Origin of the sequence: Alkalibacterium iburiense, from assembly GCF_039521845.1 — a bacterium.
In the GTDB taxonomy this organism is placed as follows: domain Bacteria; phylum Bacillota; class Bacilli; order Lactobacillales; family Carnobacteriaceae_A; genus Alkalibacterium; species Alkalibacterium iburiense.
The window spans coordinates 1-22,475 of record NZ_BAAACW010000117.1 but is presented as its reverse complement, the minus strand read 5'-3'; the positions used below and the strand labels follow the sequence as shown (position 1 = coordinate 22,475).

Below are 22,475 nucleotides of genomic sequence, written 5' to 3'. Positions count from 1 at the left end.
CCCCCTCCGTTATTAGTCTTCTTCTAATTCGATGTCTAATCCTAATTCTTCAACTAAGCCTTTGTATCCTTCAGCTTCTAATTGTTGAGCCAACTCTGCTCCACCTGTTTTCACAACGCGTCCATCCATCATAATGTGAACCACGTCTGGAGTGATGTAGTTAAGTAAGCGTTGGTAGTGAGTGATGATTAATGCACCAAAGCCTTCACCACGCATTTGGTTCACTCCTTTAGATACAACTTGCAAGGCATCGATATCTAAACCAGAGTCAATCTCGTCTAAAATAGCAAAAGTCGGTTCAATCATGAGTAATTGTAAAATCTCATTACGCTTTTTCTCTCCACCTGAGAAGCCTTCGTTTAAGTAACGCTCGGCCATTTCTTCAGGCATATCCAGTAAGGCCATTTTCTCATCTAATTTTTTAATGAAGTCCATAACTCCCATTTTGTTGTCGTCATCTCTTGTGGAGTTAATGGCAGCACGCATGAATTCTGCGTTTGTAATTCCAGCAATTTCACTCGGATACTGAACAGCTAAAAAGACCCCTGCACGGGCACGTTCGTCTACTTCTAGTTCTAAGATATTTTCCCCATCCAGTAAGACTTCCCCTTCAGTGATTTCATAGCTTGGGTGACCCATAATTGCGGCTGCAAGGGTAGATTTCCCTGTTCCGTTTGGCCCCATTATTGCATGGATTTCTCCTGTTTTCATTGTAAGGTTAACGCCTTTTAGAATTTCTTTATCTTCAATTCTAGCGTGTAAATTTTTAATCTCTAAGACTGCCATATGTACCTTCCTTTTCTAATTGTAGTATTTTGAGCAATCGAATATAATTTCCTCAATCACTTTCACTGCTCTCATTAACTTATTCTATTGTAATTGAGAATGAGAATCAAGGCTTGTTTCACGAAAACTCTTATTTTTTCCGTTTTATGTTGATTTTATGCTCTTTCCTAATTGTAAAGATTATTATATAGTACTTATTCAAACACTCCCAGGTTTTATGGCTGATAACGAAGAAAAGCCGAAGAAGTGCCCTCCTGTTCGGCACTTTTCCGGCTTTCATTTAAATTAAGCTTTCAAAAATTCGTGCGAGAGGTCTGAGAAAGGAAATGGCCAAGTCTCTCCAGAAAGATGGATCTTCTCCATTGGTATTCTCTCCAAGTGTTTCTGCTCCATCTTCTTCAAATAAGACACTTTTAGCTATATAGCTTTCCTCTGATTCTGTCAGTATTTGTTCAGCTAAAGCTTCACTCTCGATAAAGACCATGGACTCTGTGCTTAAATAGGCGCTTCTGGCATCGAAATTAAAAGCTCCTACTGCGCTAATGCGGCGATCTGCCACCCATGTCTTCATGTGAAGAGCAGAATTTTGAGGTTGAAACTCATAGTAATCAAGTGGAGATTCGATAAATTCTTGTTTACGGTTCTCTGTCCCACTCTGCCCGATGATATTAGCAGTCGTTGACTCGCCATTAGTCAGCAGTGTGCCAGTTTTAAACGATAGATCTGCCTGTTCCATATCCCTGCGCATGCGGCGATCAGGAACTAACCACGGGGTTTGTATAAATAATTCGTCTTCAGCTTCCTCCGCTAATGTCAGTAAATCACTCCATACTTGGGGTTGCTTGAAGCCTCTTTCTAAACCATTGTGACTCAGCAGTCCGCGTTCTATTTCAACTGAACGATTAACCCAGTCTTCTATCGTACTCGCATGAGGTCTTTTAGTAATCTCCTCTTGGTAATTAGAATGGAGCTCTTCTAATTCCACTTGTATAGTGTCAGCTATGCGGGTCTCCCAAGGAAACATAATACGCCCCTGGTTTTCCGCAAATTCAGATTCCCATAATTCATTATGGTAGGCTTTCATTTGGCTAATTATACCGTCTTCCTGGTCTTCCACATTGCTAATCAATATGTCTCTATCAAAAGAATAGGGTTCTGTTGAATGATTGCGCTGAAAATAAATATCCCCAATATTTCTCCCGCCAATGATGGCATACTTATTGTCGATAATGAGCATTTTGTCATGCAGACGGTTATTTATTCGCCAAGGCTCTAAAACGAAATTCCCGATCGGTTCGTACAACTTGAATTCGATATTCGGGTGCTGATTAAATAAATGAAAAACATCTCTGTACTGGCCTCTTATGCCGTGTGAAACCCCATCCAGTAAATAGCGTACTTTTACCCCTCGGTTGGCCGCATCTAAAATATAAGCGTAAAACTGGTCGACACTGCTCCCCTCATCCATATAATAAAAAGCGACATCTATCGTCTCTTCTGCTTCTTCAATACTATTCACACGGGCTCCATTAGATTCCAAGCCATATTCAAGTAAGGTGACGCGTTCGCTTGTTTCTATAAATTCAAGCGGCCTATCTTCAATTCTTTCTGGTGGGGTCCCTAAAACCGGGATAATACCCGCTGTTATAAACACGTATACTATGTATATGCCTATTACTAGGCCGATGATTTTAAGTCCTTTAATAATAGATGCCTTGTCCATACCTGTTTTTCACTTCCGTTTCATTTCACTATTTTTATCTTAATTGAATTTTTCTCTTACCCGAACAGCTCAGCTATTTCATTTTACCATTTATTGCACTTAAATTTTAGTGTTGTATACTAAAAGAGTGAACATGTTTTGAAAGGACGGTTATAATGAAACCTATCATAGGGATACCAGGAAATATTATAACGAATTTAAATCCACACTACTCAAGTCTCCCGCTGACATACACGCCTCAAGGTTTTGTAGATGCTCTTAATAGAGCCGGTGCTCTCCCCGTCGTCTTTCCTCTTTCGACAGAAGAGAATGCACGAGAATACGTCAAGAGTGTAGACGCTATACTACTAGCAGGTGGCCAAGATGTGTCTCCTCTTTTATACGGAGAAGAACCTCATCTGAAATTAGAAGAAACCAGTCCATTAAGAGACGCTTTTGAAATAGCGGTCATTAAAGAAGCCTGGAAGGAAAACAAACCAATCATGGCCGTTTGTCGCGGTTTGCAAATAATGGCTGTCGCTTTCGGTGGATCTGCTTATCAAGATGTCTCTTTATATCCTGATTTATCTGTCCAGCACGTACAAGCCTCTTCACCCGAAACCGTTTCTCACTCTATTGACATACAGAAAGAGTCCTGGTTAGGAAAGCTTTATGGCGAATTTTTACAGGTCAATTCTTATCATCACCAAGCCATTAAAGAATTGCCAGACGAACTGACGCCAACCGCTTGGTCTAAAGACGGGCTAATTGAGGCCTTTGAAGCCAGTGACGACACGCATCTGGCCATTGGTGTTCAGTGGCATCCAGAACTCATGATTAACCATGACAAGGAAGCTCAGAATTTGTTTGATGCGTTTGTTTTGACTGTTAAAGAATGGAAAGTATCAATGACTGAAAACTAATCTAAAGCAAAACACTCCTTCTGATTAAGAAGGAGTGTTTTTTGGCTCATTATCTTTTTAGTTTTTCAGCAATAATGGAAGCCGCTTTCTTAGGCATGAGGCGATACATGCGGTCCATCATCTTAGCGTCATTTCCTACCATTACGCGGTACGCATTTTCTTCAATAGCATCAACCATCATTTTTGCTGCATCGGGGGCAGTCGTTAATTTATGCTCTCTTCCAGCCGATTCTTCTGATACTTCACGCTCGACCTGAGAGTTTTTCATAATATCGGTTTTTATCGCTCCTGGGAAAGCAATAGTAACACCGACATTGGTGTCCATGAGTTCAGAATGCAAGCCTTCTGTCATCAGTTTAACCGCAGCTTTCGATGCACCGTAGATAGATTGTCCCGGAACAGGTAAGAAGCCACCCATACTCGCTACATTTAAAATATGAGCTTCCGGTCTTTTAAGCAGTTCTGGTAAAAAGCTCTTCACCATATATAGTGTACCGTAGAAGTTGATATTCATCACTTGTTCTACTTTGTCATAGCCTAAGTCATTCACATCAATAAAGGGTTGAATCACCCCAGCGTTGTTGATAATGCCGTCTACCGCTCCGTGTTTCTCTTTCACTTGATCAACAAGCGATTCAATGGCTTCTCTGCTCGTAATATCCACCACATAAGTAGATAACTTATCTTTATAATCTGCAGCTAGACGAGCTGTTTCCAATAGGTTTTCTTCATTAATATCAAGAGTCGCCACTTGAGCGCCTCTTTTAAGTAATTCTAAAACAAGGGCTCTTCCCATACCTGCTCCGCCGCCTGTCACTACTATAACTTTACCGTTTACTTTCATGTTTTCCCTCCTCATTATCTTTCATATATATTATATACCAAAGCGTATGAGAATTATATAGATTTGTTTAAATCTTCACATAATATTTTAAAAGAGGAAGCCTTAATTATAAAGGATTCCTCTTCTATTTGACTGCATTTAAATGACTACTTGTGAAAATCACTAGCTTTCTTTAAATGGCTTACTGACTCTTTTATATTTTCAGATTGTGACACTGCTGACACGACCGCTAAGCCATCCACTCCCGTTTCCCAAACAGAGGCGGCATTGGTTTCATTTATGCCACCGATGGCTACTGAAGGGATAGCTTTGCCTTTGTTCATAGCTTCTTTGATTGTGTCCAGGCCCATTACTTTTTCATGATCTTTTTTTGAACGCGGTTGGAAAGCGGGACCGATGCCTACATAGTCTACTCCCGTTGCAGTCAGTGCTTTTTCATACTGTTCTAACGTATTGGTAGATAAACCGACAATCATTTGAGGACCCACTTTTTTACGGACCTCCAAAATAGATAAATCGTCCTGACCGACATGCACACCGTCCGCTTGAAGCTTCATGGCTAAATCGATATTATCATTGATTATAAAAGGAACAGCAAATCGTCTGCATAAAGCTTGGCAACGTCTAGCCATCTCTTCTAGCTTTAAAGGCTGTCCTTCCAAACTGCCTTCTCCTTTTTCCCGAAACTGAAAACAGGTAATGCCGGCTTCAAGTGCCTGTTCCAACACGACTGGTAAATCGTCCGTATCCTGCGTCCCGGCTATAAAATAAACTTCTAGCATATCTGTGACTGATGTGTTCATAGTCCTTCCTTTCTATACGCCCAATGATTGGTCGGTCCATGTCCATTCCCTATGTCCAAACCGTGTTTAATCGCCGCTTGGATAAAATCCTTAGCCACTCGAAGAGCTTTCTCCACATTGCTATCTTTAGCAAGTTCAGCCGCTATACACGCTGCAAAGGTACAGCCAGTTCCGTGGGTATCTTTTGTCGGAATGCGTTCTGAACTTAACCACAGCTCTCTTCCATCTTCTAAAAGTAAAAAGTCTTCTGCTTTTTCTTCATCAAAGGAGTGCCCCCCTTTAATCACTACATTTTTACTGCCTAAACGTTTCAGTTGGTAAGCGGCTTCTTTCATATCGTCTTTGATCTCAATTGTCAGACCCGTTAAGGCTTCTGCCTCAGGAATGTTAGGCGTAACGACTGTAGCTAATGGCATTAACTCCTCCCGCATGATGGTCACAGACTCTTCCGCCATTAAAGAATGTCCGCCTTTTGCTATCATGACTGGATCGATTATTAAAGGTATATGGGTATATTCTCGGTAAAGAGAAGCCAGCAAGGACATATACTCTCCGTTGACGAGCATCCCTGTTTTAATGGCCGCAATATTAAAATCAGAAAACAAGGAATCCCACTGAGCACGAACCATGTCCAATGGAACGGGGTGAACATCCTGGACACCCAATGTGTTTTGAGCCGTCACTGCGGTTATGATGGACATCCCAAAGACGTCTCTTTCCTGAAAAGTTTTTAAATCCGCCTGGATGCCTGCCCCTCCGCCGCTGTCACTGCCTGCAATCGTTAAAACTTCTTTGACTTTACTCATGTTCAATCGTCTCCTCCTTTGCTTCTTTGCTTAAATCTTCAGCTGTTACCTGAGCCAGTGCATCATGAAAAACTGGTTTGAATGTACCCGGTCCCTTTACTTGACTAGACTTTCCCGCTTGTTCTCCAGAAACTGCAAAGGCCGTATGGGCTGTTACAACGGCCTGGAAAGCTTCAGTTGGGTTTACTCCAATGAATGCGCCACAGACACTGCTTAACATACAGCCGCTTCCAGTAATGCGACCTAATAACTCATGTCCGTTTGTCACTTTAACTGTTTGCACCCCATCGGAAATAACATCTTCTTTACCAGAAATAGCCACAATACATTCTTTTTCCTTAGCCAAAGCTTGGGCCATTTCTTCTCGAGACGCTGTTCCCTCCTTGGCGTCTACTCCTCTTGCTTCCCACTCTACGCCAGCTAAACGCGCTATTTCCGCACTGTTTCCTCTAATCAAGGTAAACTGAATGTCATCAAACAGTTCTTTGACAATCTGCTGTCTAAAGCTTGTCGCCCCAACCCCTACAGGGTCCAATACGACCGGTATACCTAGCTCATTGGCTTTCTTGCCAGCTACTTTCATACTCTCAGCTACTTCTCTCGTTATCGTTCCAATGTTTAATACCAGTGCTTTAGAGACTTGAACGATGTCTTCTACTTCTTCTTTTGCGTAAGCCATGATAGGCGAGGCACCTATGGCCAGCAAGGTGTTAGCCACATCATTGGCGACCACTTGATTAGTCATATTGTGCACTAACGGGTTCTCAGTTCTCACACTTTCTATCAATAATGGATTCATCTCTCTTCTCTCCTTCTTTATAATAAAAAAACTTCTACACTAAAGTAATGTAGAAGAGAAGATAAAGATTCATTAAGCAATTTTTTCGCGAAATAATCTTTAACATAGAGCTTCCCTTCGCTAGCATTACCTAGATCAGGTTAAGGGTCAGGTCTTATCTTTCTCAGCACACATGTGCTCCCCTAGTCGTTTTTTTATTTCATTTGTCATTTACAATCTTAGTCTAGCATAGACCTGTTGTATATTCTATCTTAAAAATGGCTACCTAATTGAATACTCACAGTATAGGTAGCCCACCTTCTTTAACCTAGTTGTTTTCTCCTTCTAAAGGACCGACTTCATCGTCCAAAGCTTCCCAATCAGAGGGATCTACATCGGTTACTTCAACAATCCAGTTAGACTCTTTGTCTGTTTTATTCAATAACTCCGGGTTATCTTCAACTTCTTCGTGTACGGCAGTGATCGTCGCTCGAAAAGGAATCGTGATTTCCGTGACGGCTTTTTCTCCCTCAACGTTTAAAAGAACAGATCCTGTTTCCACCTCTTCTTTTATTTCAGGTAACTCAACAAATATGACTTCCCCTACATCGTCTTGTCCTTTTTCAGACAAGCCTATACGGTATGACGTTTCGTTAATTTTCTCAATCCATAATCCGCTGTTATGATATTTAACTGACATCTTTATTCTCCTTTATTTAACCATGTATTTTCGTATTCAGCTTCTCTAAAACCTGAAGTATAGGTATCGTCATCTATGGCAAATGGGCGTTTGACTACCATCCCATTCGAGGCTAACCAGTCGGCCGCTTGCTCGGTAGACATGTCGGGTAATGTGTCTTTCAGATTATTTTCTCTATAGACATTCCCACTTGTATTAAAGAAAGACTTAATCGTCCGATCAGTATGTTTTAAGATATTTAGCCATGTCTCTTTCGACGGAGTGCTTTCCAATAAACTGATTTCATTATAAGGTACATTATGCTCCTCTAACCATTTTCTTGCTTTTTTACATGTTCCGCATCTTGGGTGACAATAAAAATCCATTCTAATCCTCCTGTTCATCATATCTATTATAAAGGAAGTACAAGTAAATAAAAAGAGCGAGTAACCATTGGCTACTCACTCAGTCTCAGTGTCCATTTATTCATTGATTTCAGGCTTTTCTTTTTCCCACTCTTCTTTTTCGTCACCTTTTAACTTATTGACTTTATAGAGTTTTCGTTTCAGAATCTTTGTTTCGCTCCCTCTTGGATAGCCTGTCCAATCAGAATCTTCCAATTTCTCTTCGTATCTTTTCTTAGCTTCGTAATCGGGAACGGATATATGATTTTTCCATTCGAAAATCATCGCATTCATTAAAGCTCCGAGTAAAATAATCATACTGGATAAGTATAAGAATAGCATCAATGCAATAAAGGCTCCAAATGTAGCGTTGGCTACCGCATCTCCTCCTGCAAAGCTGACATAGATTGAGAAGCCTTGTGTCAGGATTAACCAGCCAATGGTGGCGAATATAGCTCCTTGGTAGGAGTACCTAAGTGTCAAACTGTGATTCGGAACAAAGCGAAACACAATTAAGAAAACTAAAAATAAAATAACAATTAGTACTACCCATCTGAGTAAGAGGAACTCTTGAATAAAGGGTATGGTTACACCTATGGTTTCCTGAATAAATAATAAAATCTCTTCTCCAAAAATAAAGGCAAAGAGCGCTGCGCCAATCACGAGAAAAATACTTATCATGATGACGAGTGATAATATACGCCCGATGATAAAATTGCTTTTCTGAACCGAACCGTACACATCATCCAATACTCTTCTTAAAATGGTAATGACTTTACTAGCTGACCAAAGGGCGGCAAGCAAACCGAAGGAAATAGCTCCTCCGCTTCCACTTTCCAGATAACTTTCAAGTATAGGCTCGATCACGCCATAGATATCTTGAGGAACAAAATCCCCAACTAAGCCGAGTACTTCATTCGTCTCAAATGGCAACAATGGAATGATGTTGGCAATAACAAGTAATATGGGAAATAATGATAGCAATAAGAAATACGCCATTTCAGCTGCACTTTGATTAACCGTGGCCCTTTCCCAATTGGACTGGGCGATTTTAATAAAGCGCAGAAGTTTTTCTTTTTTGGGTATTTTGTCCTCTACTTTTTCTAATTTTTCCAAAGATGACACATCCTTTCAGTCACACGTTTCCTTTCTTCTATAGTATCATATCTCCCTAGACTCTCCCTATTCATAAGCTTTTAAAAAAAGCTCTTAAAATATGGGAGTTAAAACCCGATTTTAAGAGCAGTCATCATCTATTCATCATGTAAATTGTATTCTTCGATAATCATATGCATGCCTTCATCTATGGATTGAGCCGTCCGTTTTTTACCCGATTTCAATTCCACCGCAACTGGGCCGTCTTTTTCTTGTTGGAGCTTGCCTATCACTTTTTTACGAACAACCACTTCCAAGTCAGTGAAGTCATCTGTATTTTTTTTAGTTTCAATTAATTCCACTTCAATTTGCTTTTTTCTTTTAGCCATATGGCATTCCTCCATCTATACTTTCCTATTGACTAAGCATACTAAAAACCTGTCATTCTAGCAAGAGTACGGGGTAAATAAATACTTTCCCCTTCCATAATTAGAACAAATGAATTGTTTTACAGTATAAGGTCATTTATACTAATAATAGGCTTATGTAAAGGAGCACAGACATATGAGGCTAAGTCGATTTGAACTAATAAAAGACTCTAAAGAACGTTTAGGTGTCGAAATGAATGAAGCTATACTGGATATTCTAAAGTTAGCTGATCATCTAAACCAACATGTCCCTAAGACAATGGATGAATTACTTATCAATATACCTAAAGGACTTTCAGAACTTGAAGTGATTATGGAGAAAGCAAATGAATTCAACTTTCCTTTAAAGAATTACTTAATACAAAAGTCCAACATTCATTATCTTCCATTGATTAAAAAACCCGAAAAAATATTAGCCGTGGGTATGAATTACGTCGAACATATTAAAGCCAGAGATGGCGATGTGCCTACGTCACCGATCATATTCAACGTTTTACCCAATTCATTGGCTGCTCATAAGCAAAACATCCCATTGCCGCAAACAGCACAGCAAGTGGATTATGAGGGAGAATTAGTCATTATCATTGGAAAAGAAATTAAGAATGCCTGTAAAAAAGTGGCTCAAGAAGCTATTTTAGGCTACTCCATAGGAAATGATTTGACTGATCGTTCTCACCAGTTCCAAACATCTCAATGGCTGATTGGAAAAACCTTTGATTACTTTTCACCTGTTGGCCCTGTCTTAGTGACGAAAGATGAAATAGAAGATGTCCAAAACCTATCCATCGTGACGAAGCGAAACGATACAGTTGTACAGAATGGTTCAACAAAGGATATGTTGTTTTCGGTCGTAGACATTGTCAGTTATACATCTCAATATATGACTCTCAAACCCGGAGATATGATTTTCACCGGTACGCTACAAGGAGTTATTAATGAAAATAAAGTGAATCCTCAATGGCTAAAACCGAATGAAACAATTGAAGTTATGATTGAAGATATTGGTGAATTGTCGAATACCCTAGTTTAATCCAAAGAAAAGAGGCCATCCCTTTACCGGTGATTGCCTCTTTTTTTACTTTTATATTATTCTTTTTCACCTTCGAAAGCACGTATATGACGTGATTCTGATGTAACTTTTCCATCTTTAGACTGGAATGGATAACGTAAACCTAATGCATGTTTCGCTATTTTTACCGAGTGATCTGACATTCTTTCTAAGTTAGACACGATATCAACAAACAAGATACCGTCTGATGGCAAGCCTTCCCCTTTGTTTAAACGGTTAATGTATTTGCGACGAATATCTTCTTCTAATCGATTCACTTCTTTTTCACGTTTCAAAACTTTGCCTGCTAAAGAATAACTGTCCTGAATAAAGGAATTTATCGCATCTTCAATATTTTGTTCGACTAAAGCAAACAAAGCGACAAGGTCTTCATCATAAAAGATTTTTTCCGGTTCTACACCTTTCGCTTTAGCTGCTTTCTTGCTTGCTTTTACTGCTTCATTCACGTTACTGATGATGTTTTCAGAATGATCCCCTATACGTTCTAGATACTTCGTAATATCCATCATCTGAGAATGCTCAATAGCCCCTTTAACCGGCAAATCCTCAACAGTAATTTTCATTAAATATTCAGTTAAACGAGTATCAATATTATTCACAACTTCTTCTAGGTGAAGAGAATTAGCTAAATGTTCATCCTGTTGTCTTTGATAATACTTGTACATTTCTTTGTATTCCTGAACAACGAAGTCTCCCATTTGCCCTAATTCCAATTTTGCTTGGTTTAAGGCAACCGAAGGAACGGCATTAATAATCGAATAATCAAGTGAAGAATTGTATTCAATGAGTGCATCTTCACCAGGCACTAGTTTGGTAACCACTTTTGCTAGGTAATCAATGAAGAACATCTGAATAACAACATTGGATACATTAAACAATCCATGTGAAAAAGCAATACGCATAGGCGCATTCAAGTTCAAAATAGGTGATATGGCATATATCATTCGAGTAAACGGCGCAAGCAACAGTAAGATGATAATTGTACCTAATAAGTTAAATATCACGTGAGAAGCCGCTGTACGTTTAGCAGCGACACTTCCACCTAAGGCTGCTAGCACAGCTGTAATGGTCGTCCCGATGTTGCTTCCAAATAATATAGGCAAAGCCCCTTCTAAAGCAATTTGCCCTTGCGCATATAACTCTTGTAAAATCCCAATACTTGCACTGGAACTTTGAACGATGAATGTGAAAACAGTTCCTACTCCCACACCAAGGGGGACATTTGTAGAAAAGTTTACCATTAAATCACGGAATGCCTGCAAACTTCTCAGTGGATACATGGCGTCTCCCATGAGTTCCAGTCCGAAGAACAGGGCACCAAAACCGAACACAATCTGCCCAATACTATTAATATTTGGCTTGCTCGAGAAGAAGATTAAAAATGCTCCGAATGCTAGTATTGGCAACGCATAGGCTCCAATATCCAGCCCAATAATAAAGGCAGTAATCGTCGTTCCAATATTCGCTCCCATGATCACGCCGATTGCTTGCCTCAGTTTCATAAATCCGGCACTGACCAGTCCTACAGCTAAAACTGTGGTTCCGGACGAACTTTGAATAGCAATAGTCACAACTATCCCCGCTATAATGGCTCTTATAGGCGTGGCCGTAAATCTATTTAAAATTTCACGTAAACTATCTCCAGCAGCTTTTTGCAGGCCATCTCCCATATACTTTAAACCGAAAAGGAAAATACCTAAACCACCGAAAAATGTAAACAGTATTTGTTGTATGTCCACTCATAACCCTCCATATTAGTATTACTTTCAATTGAATGCTCTAACAACTGTTTGTAACCTACAGTTCGTTTCTTATACCGTTAAAACACTCTACCTCCTATAATAAATGTAAAGCTAATGTAAATGAATAGTAAAACTGTGAATGAGAGATTTCTAATAATGCTTGTTACCCCTATGTAAGCGATTCATTTTAATCAAACGCAAAAAGCGAACTATTTCACTCTCCCTATTTAATAGCCTTCGGAATTTATAAGTAAATTCATTATCTTATGCGTTTACATTTTTGCTGAACAATCACATCATTAAAGGTTAACAAATGAAGTATAGCATAAACTGTTCACATTTTATTAACAAATTAGTTTTTCCTTAGCCTAAATAACACTAATTATTTACTTGCAAAAATAAAAGCGAAGATTTTAATCTTCATTCCCAAACACTCTATCCTATCATCCTGTTTGAGTGATGACGGCCAAAAAAAAACAGTAAAAGAAAAGAATCAGCTTCTTCTCTTTTACTGTTGTGAGTATCATATAGCTCTGAGTAATTTTTCTCTTTTCTTTTTGTAAAGGGGCACTTCATCCTTATGGCAATAGATAAAGTGGTTAGGAGCAACCTCATGCAAGCGGACATGTTCCAAGTCTTCATAGTGATGGTATTCGGGATTGTACTCTGTTCTTACACGGTTTCTTTCTGTTTCCGGATCCGGTGTAGGAATAGCAGAAAGTAAAGATTCTGTATAAGGGTGCAAGGGTGCCTGGTACAATTCGTCAGAATCAGAAATTTCTAAAATCCGCCCTCTGTTCATGACCCCAATTCGGTCACTGATGTATTTCACCATAGACAAATCGTGAGCGATAAATAAATACGTTAAGTCATGGTGCTCTTTCAGCTCTTTTAAAAGGTTCACCACTTGAGCTTGGATGGAGACATCTAAAGCAGATATGGCTTCATCTGCAATAATGAAGTCCGGTTTGACGGCTAAAGCTCGGGCTATACCGACTCGTTGACACTGCCCACCAGAAAACTCTTTCGGATAGCGGTTAGCAAATTGCCTATTTAAACCGACGGCATCCAATAATTCATACACTTTCTCAGTCCGCTCTTTACTATTTTTCTTTAGCCCGTGAACTTTCAAGGCGCCTCCGATGATTTCTTTGACAGTTAATCGCGGATTTAAAGACGCATAGGGATCCTGAAAAATCATTTGCATGGATTTTCTAAAGTCTAACATATTCTTTCTCTTCTTTATTTTGGTTATATCCTGACCTTTGTACAGAATTTGCCCATCTGTTATGTCTCCTAGTTTAATTAAAGCACGTCCAGTTGTGGATTTGCCACTTCCGGATTCGCCGACTAGGCCAAAGGTTTCGCCTTTATAAATCGAAAAACTGACATCTTCGACCGCTCGGACTTCTGTTTTCTTGCCTGCGTTGAAATAGTTTTTCAACTGCTTCACTTCAACAATCGCTTCTCTTTCTTTAGGATTGGCTACCAACCGCTTCCCCTCCTATCCCTTCAGACATTGCCTTTCCCATGGCTACTCTATGAAACTTCTCCTTTCTCTTTCTTACTTCTTCAGGTGGTGTCACTTGAGGTGCCTCTGGGTGCAGCAACCAGGTTTTCGCATAGTGCGTCTCCGACACTTGAAACAATTCCGGTTCTTCGTAAAAGTCAATCGCCAGAGCGTATTCATTTCGAGCCGCAAACGCACAGCCATCAGGCGGGTTCAGTAAATTAGGCGGGGAACCAGGAATAGTATACAAGCTTGTTTGACCCACGTCTAAAGTGGGCATGGAAGCTAATAAGCCCCAAGTATACGGGTGCATCGGATTATAAAAAATGTCATCCGCCGTCCCGACCTCAACGATTTGTCCTGCATACATAACCGCCACTCTGTCAGCCATCTGTGCGACCACACCTAAGTCATGCGTGATAAAAATAATTGATGTATCCAGTTCTTCCTTTAATACATTCATTAAGTCTAAAATCTGTGCCTGAATAGTCACATCCAGTGCGGTTGTCGGTTCGTCCGCGATCAGAATCTTCGGTTCACAGGCCAGAGCTATGGCTATCATCACTCGTTGCCTCATCCCACCAGAAAATTGATGAGGGTAGCGATTATAAGTCTGCTCTGGCTTATGAATGCCGACTAAATCCATCAGCTCGACTGCTTTCTTCTTTGCTTCTTCATTGGTTAAGTTCTGATGAGCGATAAGGGGTTCAGCAATCTGCTTCCCCACTTTCATCGTTGGATTCAGAGACGTCATGGGATCCTGGAAAATCATCGCGATTTCATTACCTCTCACTTTTTGAATCTCATCTTCTGTTAAATCCAATAAGTTTTGCCCTTCGAATAAAATCTCTCCTTTTTCAATAAGGGTGTTCTTTTTAGGCAATAAACGGTTAATCGCTTTGGTCGATACAGATTTCCCACTACCCGACTCGCCAACAATGGCCAGTGTTTCTCCTTTTTTTAATTCAAAGGATACACCTCTGACTGCTTTGACGACTCCTTCAAATGTCTGGAATGAAATGGCTAGATCTTTCACTTCCAAAATAGTATCCTTTTTCATCCTTTCACCTCGTTCTTTCCATGCGTGCCTTTTATTCATCAAGTGTCCACTCATGCAGGTCATACAGCGAACCTGCCCAGTATTCTTTAATGCCTCCGTTTAAGCCTTCTACTTTCACTCCAAATTGAGAGTCAGAGTAAAGGGGAACGATTGGCATTTCTTCTTGCAAATGAACCTGCAAATCAGAATATGTTGCAAAACGGTCTTCAAATGTCGTACCAGCCATTCCTTCTTCCAGCAAGCTGTCAATCACCGGGTCTTCGATAGCCATGTTATTATTTGGAGCGCCGGTTTGAATATAGCTGGCCACATTCGGGTCAACTGTGTGCCCGTACCCCATTAGACCAATATCGTAATCCAAGTCTTGAGCCATAGCGAGCCAAGTAGGGAAGTCGTAATTGGAATGATTGACCGATACACCAATATCAATGAGCCATTGTTCAATTAAGTTCCCCACTTGTTCACGCACCGCATTTCCAGTTGGCACGACAAATTCAAGCGGTGTATCAAAATCAAAGTCGGCTTCTTCCAACAGTTCTCTTGCTAAATCCGGATTGTACTCAAGTGGTTCTACAGTCTCATCTTTATAGGGACTCGCGGATGAGTACATCGAACCCAGAACTTCTCCTTTTCCTTCCAGCAAATTGTCGATAACAACATCTAAGTCAAAGGCATAGGCGAAAGCTTGACGAATTTTAGGATCCGAAAACTTCTCGTTATTAATAATCATATACTGACCGTTAAAACTTGGGTTCTCGTCCACTTGTACACCATCAATCTCTTCCAGTAAGCTGACGTCTTGAGCAGGAACCGTTCCGATTCCGCCGCCCGCTGCCATATGCAAATTGCCGGCTTGGAACTCAGTAATAAGCGCTGTACCGTTCATGATTCTAGCGTAGACAGTCTCAATATTCGGTGCTCCGCGGTGATAGTCCGGATTCGCTTCTAGGTGAACATAATTATCATTGTCATATTCCACAAATGTATACGCTCCACTAAAGACAGTGGGTTGAGTAGCCGCTTCAGAGTTTGAGATATCGGCTACATCCATCTCTCCAAAGATGTGCTCAGGTGCTACAAGAACTTGGAAGCCAAGAAATTCTGAAATGTAGTTCAAGTCAACCGGATTTTTCGTCGTTACCGTCAGTGTTTTATCATCAAGGACCTCAACTCCTGGTAATTCGTCAAATTCGTCTAACCGGACACCGGAGGCATTCGTGCCTTCAATCATCGCCACAGCGGTTCCTAATGTTGTTTCAACGTTCGGGTCCGCAATGGTATTCAGTGTAAAAGCCACGTCATGCGCTGTAATGGGTTCTCCATCTGACCAATAAGCGTCCTCTTGTACTGTCAGGGTAAAGACTTGATTATCGTCCGTTTCCATAGTCGCTAAGCCAGGCTCAAAGGAATCCGCTGTCGGCATAACGAGAAGACTGTCATAGAAAAAGCGTTGAATCCATGTGCCAGCTACTCCTGGTCTATAAAAGGGATTAAAGCTGTCTGGCGCATTAGTTAAACCGATCATCAAAGTTGATCCGTCATCATCTTCCGTCTCAGGTAAGCTTCCTTCGGGTTCTGACCCTTCGACTGAAGCATCTTCTGGATCGGGTACATCTCCTCCATCGCCACAAGCCGCAAGTAAAACAGATGAGGCTAACAATACCGTTGAATAGCGTAATACTTTTTTCCAATTAGACATGTTTTTCTCTCCTTTTTCTTATATAGAACTTGGACAACCATTTATGTTTTTGTTTCGCCTTCAATGGCTTCTCTTAAACCGTCTCCAATAAAGTTAATGACTAATACCGCAATAAAGATTAATATTCCTGCTGGAATCCAGCGCCATGGTTGCGACGTTAAGACTCTTAATGATTGAGCCTCAGACAAAATATTTCCCCAGCTCGGTCTCGGTTTGGTGACCCCAACTCCTAAGAAACTAAGAGACGCTTCTGTCATGATGGCTGAGGCTATTCCAAAGGTTGCATTAACCAGAATCGGTGATAAGACGTTCGGTAAAATATGAATAAATAAGACACCTGGAGCGGAGTAACCTGTCGCCACAGCAGCAAGCACAAAGTCCTGTTCTTTTAAAGTCAACACTTGCCCTCTCACTAAACGACACAACTGCGGCCAACTCAGGGCTCCTAATACAAAGGTCACGACCCAAATCCCTGACCCCAGCAAGGAGACTAAGGTTAAAATAACCATGAAAAATGGAAAAGACATAAAGGCTTCGGTTAAGCGCATGATGACACTGTCAATGAAGCCGCCAAAATACCCGGACATGAGACCTAAAGTGGTTCCAATCACAACGTAAATCGCTACTGATCCTATTCCTACAATCATCGATACTTGTGTGCCATGGATTAAGCGGGTTAACACATCTCGGCCAATTTCATCTGTCCCCAAATAAAAGGTGTCATAAGGAGCAGCCTGGAACCGGCCAACGGATGCGTCTCTCGGATGCGGAGCCAACTGTTCCGCAAACACAGCCGTGAGGAGTAAGAGAATAAAGATGCCTAAACTAATCATCGCCAGTTTGTTTTTCGCAAATCGTTTCATGACTGTTTTAATATAACTATCTCCATCTGTCGCAACCTGATCTGCAGCTGTGTCCGGAAAATTCAAGCGCTCAGAAGCATCCACTAAATGAAACAGGGCTTCCGTATTTCTATTGCCAACATTTTCTGCCATAAGGCTGTACTCCTTTCTAATCGTATTTAATTCGAGGGTCAACGACCGCATACATAATATCGACGAGTAAATTTGCCAGTAACACGACCACCGCTGATAAAATAGTCACGGCCATTAATATCGGGTAATCCCGCTGGTTAATAGCGACTATCGTTAAGCGGCCTAAGCCCGGCCACTGGAAAATCTGTTCCGTTACAATCGCTCCTCCGACTAAGCGCGGCAAGTCTGTTCCAATAATAGTGATGACTGGAATCAAGGCATTTCTTATTCCGTGTCTGGTTAAAATCACTTGCCTCGCTAAACCTTTGGCAGTGGCTGTTCGAATATAGTTTTCACCGTATACCTCTATCATCGTCGCCCGCATGTAACGGGTCATATTAGCGATATAAAAGGCCGACAGCACACTGACCGGTAAAACCAAGTGGTGCAATGTCGTCAAAAGTCCGCCTTCTTCCCCAAGTTCAGACATCCCGCCTGTCGGGAACCAGCCAAGCTGGACAGAAAATATATATATCAGTCCTAAGCCTAAGAAAAAGTTAGGAATGGACACGCCGACAAAGGACCCTCCTGTTAACAGCGTATCGATCCACGTCCCTTGTTTTCTCGCACTGATAATGCCTAAAGGGATCGCTATGATATAGGAAAATAAGAGAGTGGTTCCCATGAGTGTTACGGTTGGAATGAGACGAGATATCAAAATAGGTAAAACTGGATAACGGGTTGAAAAGGATTGACCCAAGTCTCCCCTCAACGCTCTGCTTAGCCACCTTAAGTATTGAACCGGATATGGCTGGTCTAAACCAAGCGCACGTCTTGTCGCTTCAATTTGCTGAGGCGTTGCATCAGGCACAACGTATAAATCTGCAGGATCCCCGGGCGCTAGATTGACTAGGACAAAGGCCCCGATTGAAATCATTAATAATACCGGAATAGCTGTTAACAGGCGTTTTAAAATATACTTTTTCATATCATCCCTTCTTTCTTGACTTAAATATTCCAGCTCGTTTCAGGCAATAAATACTCTGCAATAATGCCTAGAAAGACTTCACCTGATCTCAGTAGAGCTCGTTCATCTATTTCAAATTGAGGATGGTGATGCGGGTAAGCCTCTTCTTTTTCAGGTGGCTGAGCCCCTACCCTTAAAAAGGCACCCGGTTTTTCTTGAACAAAGTAAGAGAAATCCTCTCCTCCCATTTGCCCTTCTACTTCTAAAACGTCCTCGTCTGAAAAGAGGGACGTTAAACGCTGTCTGACTCTCTCGACTTCTTCAGGCGAATTGACAATGGAAGGGTAGCCTTCGGTGTAGTCGAGTTCGATGCTCGCATCAAAAGCAGCCGCAATCTGACTACTCATCGCTTTTAGTTTCCTTTTAATAATAGACTGGATGTCTTCATTTAAAGTTCGAACCGTTCCTTTAATTTCGGTTGTATCCGCAATAATGTTATAGGCGTCTCCACCAGATTTGAATTCCGCAAAGGTTAAAACAGCGGGTTGGGTCGGGTCTGTCATTCGGCTGACGATATGCTGTAAAGCCGTCACGATTTGAGTGCCCACAATTAAGGCATCGCTTGTGTCATGAGGGGCAGCCCCATGTCCGCCTTTCCCTTGCACTTTTAAATGAAAGGTGTCTGAGTTTGCTGAACCGTAATCGTAAGTCACAAACACCTTGTTCAACGGTTGAGTGGCTCCTAAGTGAATACCGAAAACATAATCCACGTTTTCCAGTGCGCCGTCTTCGACCATGGATTTCGCTCCACCGGGTAAAACTTCTTCGGCATGCTGATGCAATAAAACGACATCCCCATGCAAATCTGCTTTAAATTTATTTATGACTTTAGCCACACTTAGCAAGGAAGCCGTATGTCCATCGTGTCCACACGCATGCATAATCCCTTCATTTTGGGACTTAAATGGCTTCTCTCCTTCTTCTACTATTCGCAAGGCATCAAAGTCTGCTCTTAAAGCAACGGTTGGACCCGGCTGACCCCCTTTTATGCGAGCCACTATCCCGTAGCCGTTTCCGACATGTGTTCTTATATCTTCGATTCCAAAGGATCGTAATTTTTCTCCTATATAACGAGCTGTTTCTTTTTCTTCAAAAGAAGGCTCTGGATACTGATGCAGATGCCTTCGCCAAGAAACCGTTTCTTTATACGTGTGTTCTAATTCTTTTTTCCACTTTTCAAAAGTCATGACCGTTTTCCTCGCTTTCGTTTATGAATGATGAGGCTTGACTGCTTCGGATGATGCTTCAACTAAAGAAGACGGCTTAGGCACTAAGTAGTCATCTACAATAGCCACAAAGCACTTCGCTCCCAGCAAAAGAGCACGTTCATCAAAGTCAAACTTCGGATGATGGTGCGGATAGACTATTCCTTTTTCTTTGTTTCCTGAATGAATAAAGAAATAAGAACCCGGCTTTTTCTGGAGAAAATAAGCAAAGTCTTCCCCGCCCATTCTCATGGGAGTTTGTTCTACAAGAATACCGGTTAGCTGCTGTTCAAAGATGTCCTTTATTCTTTCCGTTTCTTCTATAGGATTGTATAAAGCAGGATACCCTCGCTCATACGTCACTTCAGCTGATGCCCCGTGCGCTTCACATATCGTTTGGGATAGAGTAGTCAGTTTGTCTTCCATCATGTTTCTGACACCTGCATCAAAGGTTCGAACAGTGCCTCGCAATTCGGCTTTATCTGCAATAACATTATGTGCCCCATCTCCCGCTCTCAAAGATGAAACCGTCAGAACGGCTGACTGTTTCGGGTCTTTCTGGCGACTTACTAAACTCTGGAGTTGATTCACCAAATAAGAAGCGACGACGACCGAATCCACCGTCGTGTCTGGATGGGCAGCGTGACCGCCTTTGCCTTGAACGGTAATTCGAAAGAAATCAGGCGCTGCCATCGCATAGCCCGGACAATAAGAGACTGTCCCGTATTCTAATGGGGATCTGAGATGCAAGCCGTATACGGCATCCACATCATCGAGCACCCCATCTTTCACCATCGCATGTCCTCCACCCGGCAGGACTTCTTCGGCATGCTGGAAAATAAATTTAACGGTTCCCGCTAGTTTATCTTTATAAGGAAGGAGGGCTTTGGCTACACTTAATAAGATAGCCGTGTGACCATCGTGACCACAAGCATGCATCACTCCTGGATTTTGGGAGGCAAAAGGCAGCCCTGTTTCTTCCTGAATACGCAAAGCGTCGAAATCTGCTCGAAAGCCAATCGTTGGACCCTCTGCTTCACCTCTTAAATAAGCAACAATGCCTCCTCCACCTACTTCTTCTTGTATGTCTTGGTAGCCACATTCTTTTAAGCGCTGCACGATGAAACGACGCGTTTGGTATTCTTCAAAGGAAGGTTCCGGATGTTCGTGTAAATGCCGTCTCCAATCCACTGTTTCTGAAAAGTTAGCCTCTAACTCTTTATTCAACTGATTTAAAAACATATAAGTCACTCCATTCACTTGTATGAATAATGAGGATATTCCAATCTTTCTTATTATTTTTTAATTTTATTCATCTAGCCCCTTCCTGTCAATCTTTTTTTGAGGGTTTCATCATTAATTTCTCATTTTATTTTAATATTAAGCAAGAAAGAGCATGTATAACCATACATAAAGCGCTACCACGTGTATATGTGACAAAATTGTGAATAGTGTCATAATGATGTCTCCCTTTCCTTTTTCAATGGTGTCCAACATTTGAACAAGTAAAGGCAAGTTTATGAAATGTCGCCCTATTTTATATACATTTTGTAAGTGAGACCGTAGAATAATAAGTAAGATAAAGCATAAACCTGGGATTCACGAGGTTAATTGGCTGGAGGGAAATTTATTGGAAAAAGGCATGCAAGATGAGTTTGAAGAATTCAAAGAATTTGCTCAATCAATGGGTCTGTCTCCAAAAGAATATGCAGTAAGCCTACACAAGAAAAATAAGGCTACGAAATCCATTCTTCTTGAAAACGGATATGATTTTAAATCCTTTGTAAATACGTTTCATGAAACACTTGATCAACTCACGCTTTACAAAGAGTCAGATGCTAAGAACGAAAGCTGTGCCCATTACAACTTAATGAAGCGTGTGACGAATCTTCTACTGACAACAAGCAAAGATCCTATGATGCTGGCTCAGTTATACGAATACGACTTGAAAGACTCTCTGTTTTCTTCTGAATACAAAGCAAACTAAATAGGTACTTAAAGAAGCCGCGATTCAGTCATTGGATCAAGGCTTCTTTTTTATGCGCAGGCTGTGCTATAATAAAAGCACACAAACCCTTATATGAAAGTAGGAATGATTATGGCTGGCTTTAATTTTAATAATTTTCTGCAAGGGGCAATGGGCAATTATTCGGAAAAAACGATTGACGAACTAAACCAGGAATATGGCATGTATTTGTTTGAAGATGAAACCATTACGATGGGTTTCCAACTCATTCGTGATGCTTTACTGATTACATCTTTACGTATTATATTTATTGACAAGCAAGGCGCAACCGGAAAGAAGACTTCTTTCAAGACCATTTTCTTAGATTCTGTCATTAATGTGGAAATGGAAACAGCTGGAGTCGGAATCGATGACAGTGAAATTACGATAACCTTTATTGAAAACGCTTATCAAAAATCAAATAATGAACTCTTGAGAGAAGCGACATTTGAATTTCCGAAACGAACTGATCTCACAGAAATTTATCGCGTTTTAGGTAATATCAGTGTGAATAATAGAGAGCGGATTAATAGGTAAGCTGAAGGATTATACTTAAGTTATCTCCTTTGACAGATTTTGAATGAAGGGGGCACCTTGATTCATGTGGCACTTTTAAGAGGGATAAATGTCGGTGGTAAAAATAAATTCAGTATGGCGGCCCTCAAGAATGCTTTCAAAGCCGAGAGCAAAAATGTCTCAAAAAGTGGACTGTCTAAACGCGTGGGTACAGAAATCTATAAGAAGATGACCATTCGTAACGTGCATACGGTGCGAAAAATCTATCTATTGATGATGGAGTTAAAAGATTCGCTCCTGTAACCTATTTTCTTCTATTGAAGAGTAAGAGATTTCCTAGTGAATCTCTTGTTAGTGTAAAATAGTTCTCGGTAAGTGATCAATCGTTCATTGGACAAAAAGAAACGAGACCTTTATTCT

General features: G+C 41.0%; 23 protein-coding genes and 1 riboswitch. Of the genes, 5 read left to right on the top strand and 18 right to left on the bottom strand.

All coding sequences use genetic code 11. From position 1 onward, the window contains the following. Positions 1 to 12 precede the first annotated feature (12 nt). A complete protein-coding gene (gene sufC, locus ABDZ53_RS09675; protein ID WP_343755987.1) occupies positions 13 to 786 on the bottom strand; it encodes a Fe-S cluster assembly ATPase SufC in 774 nt (257 codons plus the stop codon). 280 nt (positions 787 to 1,066) lie between these two features. Next, positions 1,067 to 2,509 (bottom strand): phospholipase D-like domain-containing protein, encoded by a 1,443-nt coding sequence (locus ABDZ53_RS09670; protein WP_343755985.1) that lies wholly within the window; start codon positions 2,507 to 2,509, stop codon positions 1,067 to 1,069. Between the two features lie 155 nt (positions 2,510 to 2,664). Between ABDZ53_RS09670 and ABDZ53_RS09665 the strand changes: the two genes are divergently transcribed. Beyond that, positions 2,665 to 3,411 carry a gamma-glutamyl-gamma-aminobutyrate hydrolase family protein gene (locus ABDZ53_RS09665; RefSeq protein ID WP_343755983.1) on the top strand — a complete coding sequence of 249 codons (747 nt, stop codon included), beginning with the start codon at positions 2,665 to 2,667 and terminating at the stop codon, positions 3,409 to 3,411. Positions 3,412 to 3,460: 49 nt separating this feature from the next. Here the strand turns inward: ABDZ53_RS09665 and ABDZ53_RS09660 are convergent, their stop codons facing one another. The 8 genes from ABDZ53_RS09660 to ABDZ53_RS09625 all read right to left on the bottom strand — a co-directional run bounded on the left by ABDZ53_RS09660 (position 3,461) and on the right by ABDZ53_RS09625 (position 9,209). After that, positions 3,461 to 4,255: an SDR family NAD(P)-dependent oxidoreductase gene (locus tag ABDZ53_RS09660; protein ID WP_343755981.1), complete on the bottom strand. Its 795-nt coding sequence runs from the start codon at positions 4,253 to 4,255 to the stop codon at positions 3,461 to 3,463. Between the two features lie 146 nt (positions 4,256 to 4,401). Beyond that, positions 4,402 to 5,058: a thiamine phosphate synthase gene (gene thiE / locus ABDZ53_RS09655; RefSeq protein WP_343755979.1), complete on the bottom strand. Its 657-nt coding sequence runs from the start codon at positions 5,056 to 5,058 to the stop codon at positions 4,402 to 4,404. Then, positions 5,055 to 5,864 carry a bifunctional hydroxymethylpyrimidine kinase/phosphomethylpyrimidine kinase gene (gene thiD / locus ABDZ53_RS09650; protein WP_343755977.1) on the bottom strand — a complete coding sequence of 270 codons (810 nt, stop codon included), beginning with the start codon at positions 5,862 to 5,864 and terminating at the stop codon, positions 5,055 to 5,057. The genes thiE and thiD overlap by 4 nt, the downstream gene beginning before the upstream one ends. Then, complete coding sequence (thiM, locus tag ABDZ53_RS09645; RefSeq protein ID WP_343755975.1) at positions 5,857 to 6,663, bottom strand: hydroxyethylthiazole kinase; 807 nt, start codon at positions 6,661 to 6,663, stop codon at positions 5,857 to 5,859. The genes thiD and thiM overlap by 8 nt, the downstream gene beginning before the upstream one ends. 95 nt (positions 6,664 to 6,758) lie before the next feature. Then, positions 6,759 to 6,857: riboswitch (TPP riboswitch) on the bottom strand. Positions 6,858 to 6,970: 113 nt separating this feature from the next. Further along, on the bottom strand, positions 6,971 to 7,342 hold the full coding sequence (locus tag ABDZ53_RS09640) for a glycine cleavage system H family protein (protein ID WP_343755973.1): 372 nt from the start codon (positions 7,340 to 7,342) through the stop codon (positions 6,971 to 6,973). A gap of 2 nt (positions 7,343 to 7,344) precedes the next feature. Beyond that, positions 7,345 to 7,707, bottom strand: coding sequence for an arsenate reductase family protein (locus tag ABDZ53_RS09635; protein WP_343755971.1), 363 nt, complete (start codon positions 7,705 to 7,707; stop codon positions 7,345 to 7,347). 96 nt (positions 7,708 to 7,803) lie between these two features. Continuing rightward, positions 7,804 to 8,841 (bottom strand): YihY/virulence factor BrkB family protein, encoded by a 1,038-nt coding sequence (locus ABDZ53_RS09630; RefSeq protein WP_343755969.1) that lies wholly within the window; start codon positions 8,839 to 8,841, stop codon positions 7,804 to 7,806. A 137-nt stretch (positions 8,842 to 8,978) separates the two neighbouring features. Continuing rightward, on the bottom strand, positions 8,979 to 9,209 hold the full coding sequence (locus ABDZ53_RS09625) for a DUF2969 family protein (protein WP_343755967.1): 231 nt from the start codon (positions 9,207 to 9,209) through the stop codon (positions 8,979 to 8,981). A gap of 175 nt (positions 9,210 to 9,384) precedes the next feature. Between ABDZ53_RS09625 and ABDZ53_RS09620 the strand changes: the two genes are divergently transcribed. Next, the gene (locus ABDZ53_RS09620; RefSeq protein WP_343755965.1) at positions 9,385 to 10,278 is read left to right on the top strand and encodes a fumarylacetoacetate hydrolase family protein; all 894 of its coding nucleotides are present in this window, start codon (positions 9,385 to 9,387) and stop codon (positions 10,276 to 10,278) included. 56 nt (positions 10,279 to 10,334) lie between these two features. On the opposite strand, the gene ABDZ53_RS09615 is transcribed toward ABDZ53_RS09620, so the two are convergent. From ABDZ53_RS09615 to ABDZ53_RS09580, 8 genes are all read right to left on the bottom strand, one after another. Then, a complete protein-coding gene (locus ABDZ53_RS09615; protein ID WP_343755963.1) occupies positions 10,335 to 12,056 on the bottom strand; it encodes a Na/Pi cotransporter family protein in 1,722 nt (573 codons plus the stop codon). A gap of 526 nt (positions 12,057 to 12,582) precedes the next feature. Next, on the bottom strand, positions 12,583 to 13,551 hold the full coding sequence (locus ABDZ53_RS09610; RefSeq protein WP_343755961.1) for an ABC transporter ATP-binding protein: 969 nt from the start codon (positions 13,549 to 13,551) through the stop codon (positions 12,583 to 12,585). Continuing rightward, positions 13,535 to 14,629 (bottom strand): ABC transporter ATP-binding protein, encoded by a 1,095-nt coding sequence (locus ABDZ53_RS09605; RefSeq protein WP_343755959.1) that lies wholly within the window; start codon positions 14,627 to 14,629, stop codon positions 13,535 to 13,537. Before ABDZ53_RS09605 ends, ABDZ53_RS09610 begins: the two co-directional genes overlap by 17 nt. Positions 14,630 to 14,660: 31 nt before the next feature. After that, on the bottom strand, positions 14,661 to 16,328 hold the full coding sequence (locus tag ABDZ53_RS09600) for an ABC transporter substrate-binding protein (RefSeq protein WP_343755957.1): 1,668 nt from the start codon (positions 16,326 to 16,328) through the stop codon (positions 14,661 to 14,663). A 41-nt stretch (positions 16,329 to 16,369) separates the two neighbouring features. Beyond that, on the bottom strand, positions 16,370 to 17,323 hold the full coding sequence (locus tag ABDZ53_RS09595) for an ABC transporter permease (protein WP_343755955.1): 954 nt from the start codon (positions 17,321 to 17,323) through the stop codon (positions 16,370 to 16,372). 16 nt (positions 17,324 to 17,339) lie between these two features. After that, a complete protein-coding gene (locus ABDZ53_RS09590) occupies positions 17,340 to 18,290 on the bottom strand; it encodes an ABC transporter permease (RefSeq protein ID WP_343755953.1) in 951 nt (316 codons plus the stop codon). 20 nt (positions 18,291 to 18,310) lie between these two features. Then, positions 18,311 to 19,516: an amidohydrolase gene (locus ABDZ53_RS09585; protein ID WP_343755951.1), complete on the bottom strand. Its 1,206-nt coding sequence runs from the start codon at positions 19,514 to 19,516 to the stop codon at positions 18,311 to 18,313. 21 nt (positions 19,517 to 19,537) lie between these two features. Then, a complete protein-coding gene (locus ABDZ53_RS09580) occupies positions 19,538 to 20,776 on the bottom strand; it encodes a M20 metallopeptidase family protein (RefSeq protein ID WP_343755948.1) in 1,239 nt (412 codons plus the stop codon). Positions 20,777 to 21,164: 388 nt separating this feature from the next. Between ABDZ53_RS09580 and ABDZ53_RS09575 the strand changes: the two genes are divergently transcribed. The 3 genes from ABDZ53_RS09575 (at position 21,165) to ABDZ53_RS09565 (ending at position 22,358) form a co-directional block, all read left to right on the top strand. After that, complete coding sequence (locus ABDZ53_RS09575) at positions 21,165 to 21,521, top strand: hypothetical protein (RefSeq protein ID WP_343755946.1); 357 nt, start codon at positions 21,165 to 21,167, stop codon at positions 21,519 to 21,521. 111 nt (positions 21,522 to 21,632) lie between these two features. Further along, a complete protein-coding gene (locus ABDZ53_RS09570; RefSeq protein ID WP_343755944.1) occupies positions 21,633 to 22,076 on the top strand; it encodes a PH domain-containing protein in 444 nt (147 codons plus the stop codon). A 66-nt stretch (positions 22,077 to 22,142) separates the two neighbouring features. Further along, positions 22,143 to 22,358: a DUF1697 domain-containing protein gene (locus tag ABDZ53_RS09565; protein ID WP_343755999.1), complete on the top strand. Its 216-nt coding sequence runs from the start codon at positions 22,143 to 22,145 to the stop codon at positions 22,356 to 22,358. Positions 22,359 to 22,475 lie beyond the last annotated feature (117 nt).

Coding starts and splice junctions, on each gene's coding strand:
- sufC (WP_343755987.1), bottom strand. CDS start 786: ATGGCAGTCTTAGAGATTAAAAATTTACACGCTAGAATTGAAGATAAA.
- ABDZ53_RS09670 (WP_343755985.1), bottom strand. CDS start 2,509: ATGGACAAGGCATCTATTATTAAAGGACTTAAAATCATCGGCCTAGTA.
- ABDZ53_RS09665 (WP_343755983.1), top strand. CDS start 2,665: ATGAAACCTATCATAGGGATACCAGGAAATATTATAACGAATTTAAAT.
- ABDZ53_RS09660 (WP_343755981.1), bottom strand. CDS start 4,255: ATGAAAGTAAACGGTAAAGTTATAGTAGTGACAGGCGGCGGAGCAGGT.
- thiE (WP_343755979.1), bottom strand. CDS start 5,058: ATGAACACATCAGTCACAGATATGCTAGAAGTTTATTTTATAGCCGGG.
- thiD (WP_343755977.1), bottom strand. CDS start 5,864: ATGAGTAAAGTCAAAGAAGTTTTAACGATTGCAGGCAGTGACAGCGGC.
- thiM (WP_343755975.1), bottom strand. CDS start 6,663: ATGAATCCATTATTGATAGAAAGTGTGAGAACTGAGAACCCGTTAGTG.
- ABDZ53_RS09640 (WP_343755973.1), bottom strand. CDS start 7,342: ATGTCAGTTAAATATCATAACAGCGGATTATGGATTGAGAAAATTAAC.
- ABDZ53_RS09635 (WP_343755971.1), bottom strand. CDS start 7,707: ATGGATTTTTATTGTCACCCAAGATGCGGAACATGTAAAAAAGCAAGA.
- ABDZ53_RS09625 (WP_343755967.1), bottom strand. CDS start 9,209: ATGGCTAAAAGAAAAAAGCAAATTGAAGTGGAATTAATTGAAACTAAA.
- ABDZ53_RS09620 (WP_343755965.1), top strand. CDS start 9,385: ATGAGGCTAAGTCGATTTGAACTAATAAAAGACTCTAAAGAACGTTTA.
- ABDZ53_RS09605 (WP_343755959.1), bottom strand. CDS start 14,629: ATGAAAAAGGATACTATTTTGGAAGTGAAAGATCTAGCCATTTCATTC.
- ABDZ53_RS09600 (WP_343755957.1), bottom strand. CDS start 16,328: ATGTCTAATTGGAAAAAAGTATTACGCTATTCAACGGTATTGTTAGCC.
- ABDZ53_RS09595 (WP_343755955.1), bottom strand. CDS start 17,323: ATGGCAGAAAATGTTGGCAATAGAAATACGGAAGCCCTGTTTCATTTA.
- ABDZ53_RS09590 (WP_343755953.1), bottom strand. CDS start 18,290: ATGAAAAAGTATATTTTAAAACGCCTGTTAACAGCTATTCCGGTATTA.
- ABDZ53_RS09585 (WP_343755951.1), bottom strand. CDS start 19,516: ATGACTTTTGAAAAGTGGAAAAAAGAATTAGAACACACGTATAAAGAA.
- ABDZ53_RS09580 (WP_343755948.1), bottom strand. CDS start 20,776: ATGTTTTTAAATCAGTTGAATAAAGAGTTAGAGGCTAACTTTTCAGAA.
- ABDZ53_RS09570 (WP_343755944.1), top strand. CDS start 21,633: ATGGCTGGCTTTAATTTTAATAATTTTCTGCAAGGGGCAATGGGCAAT.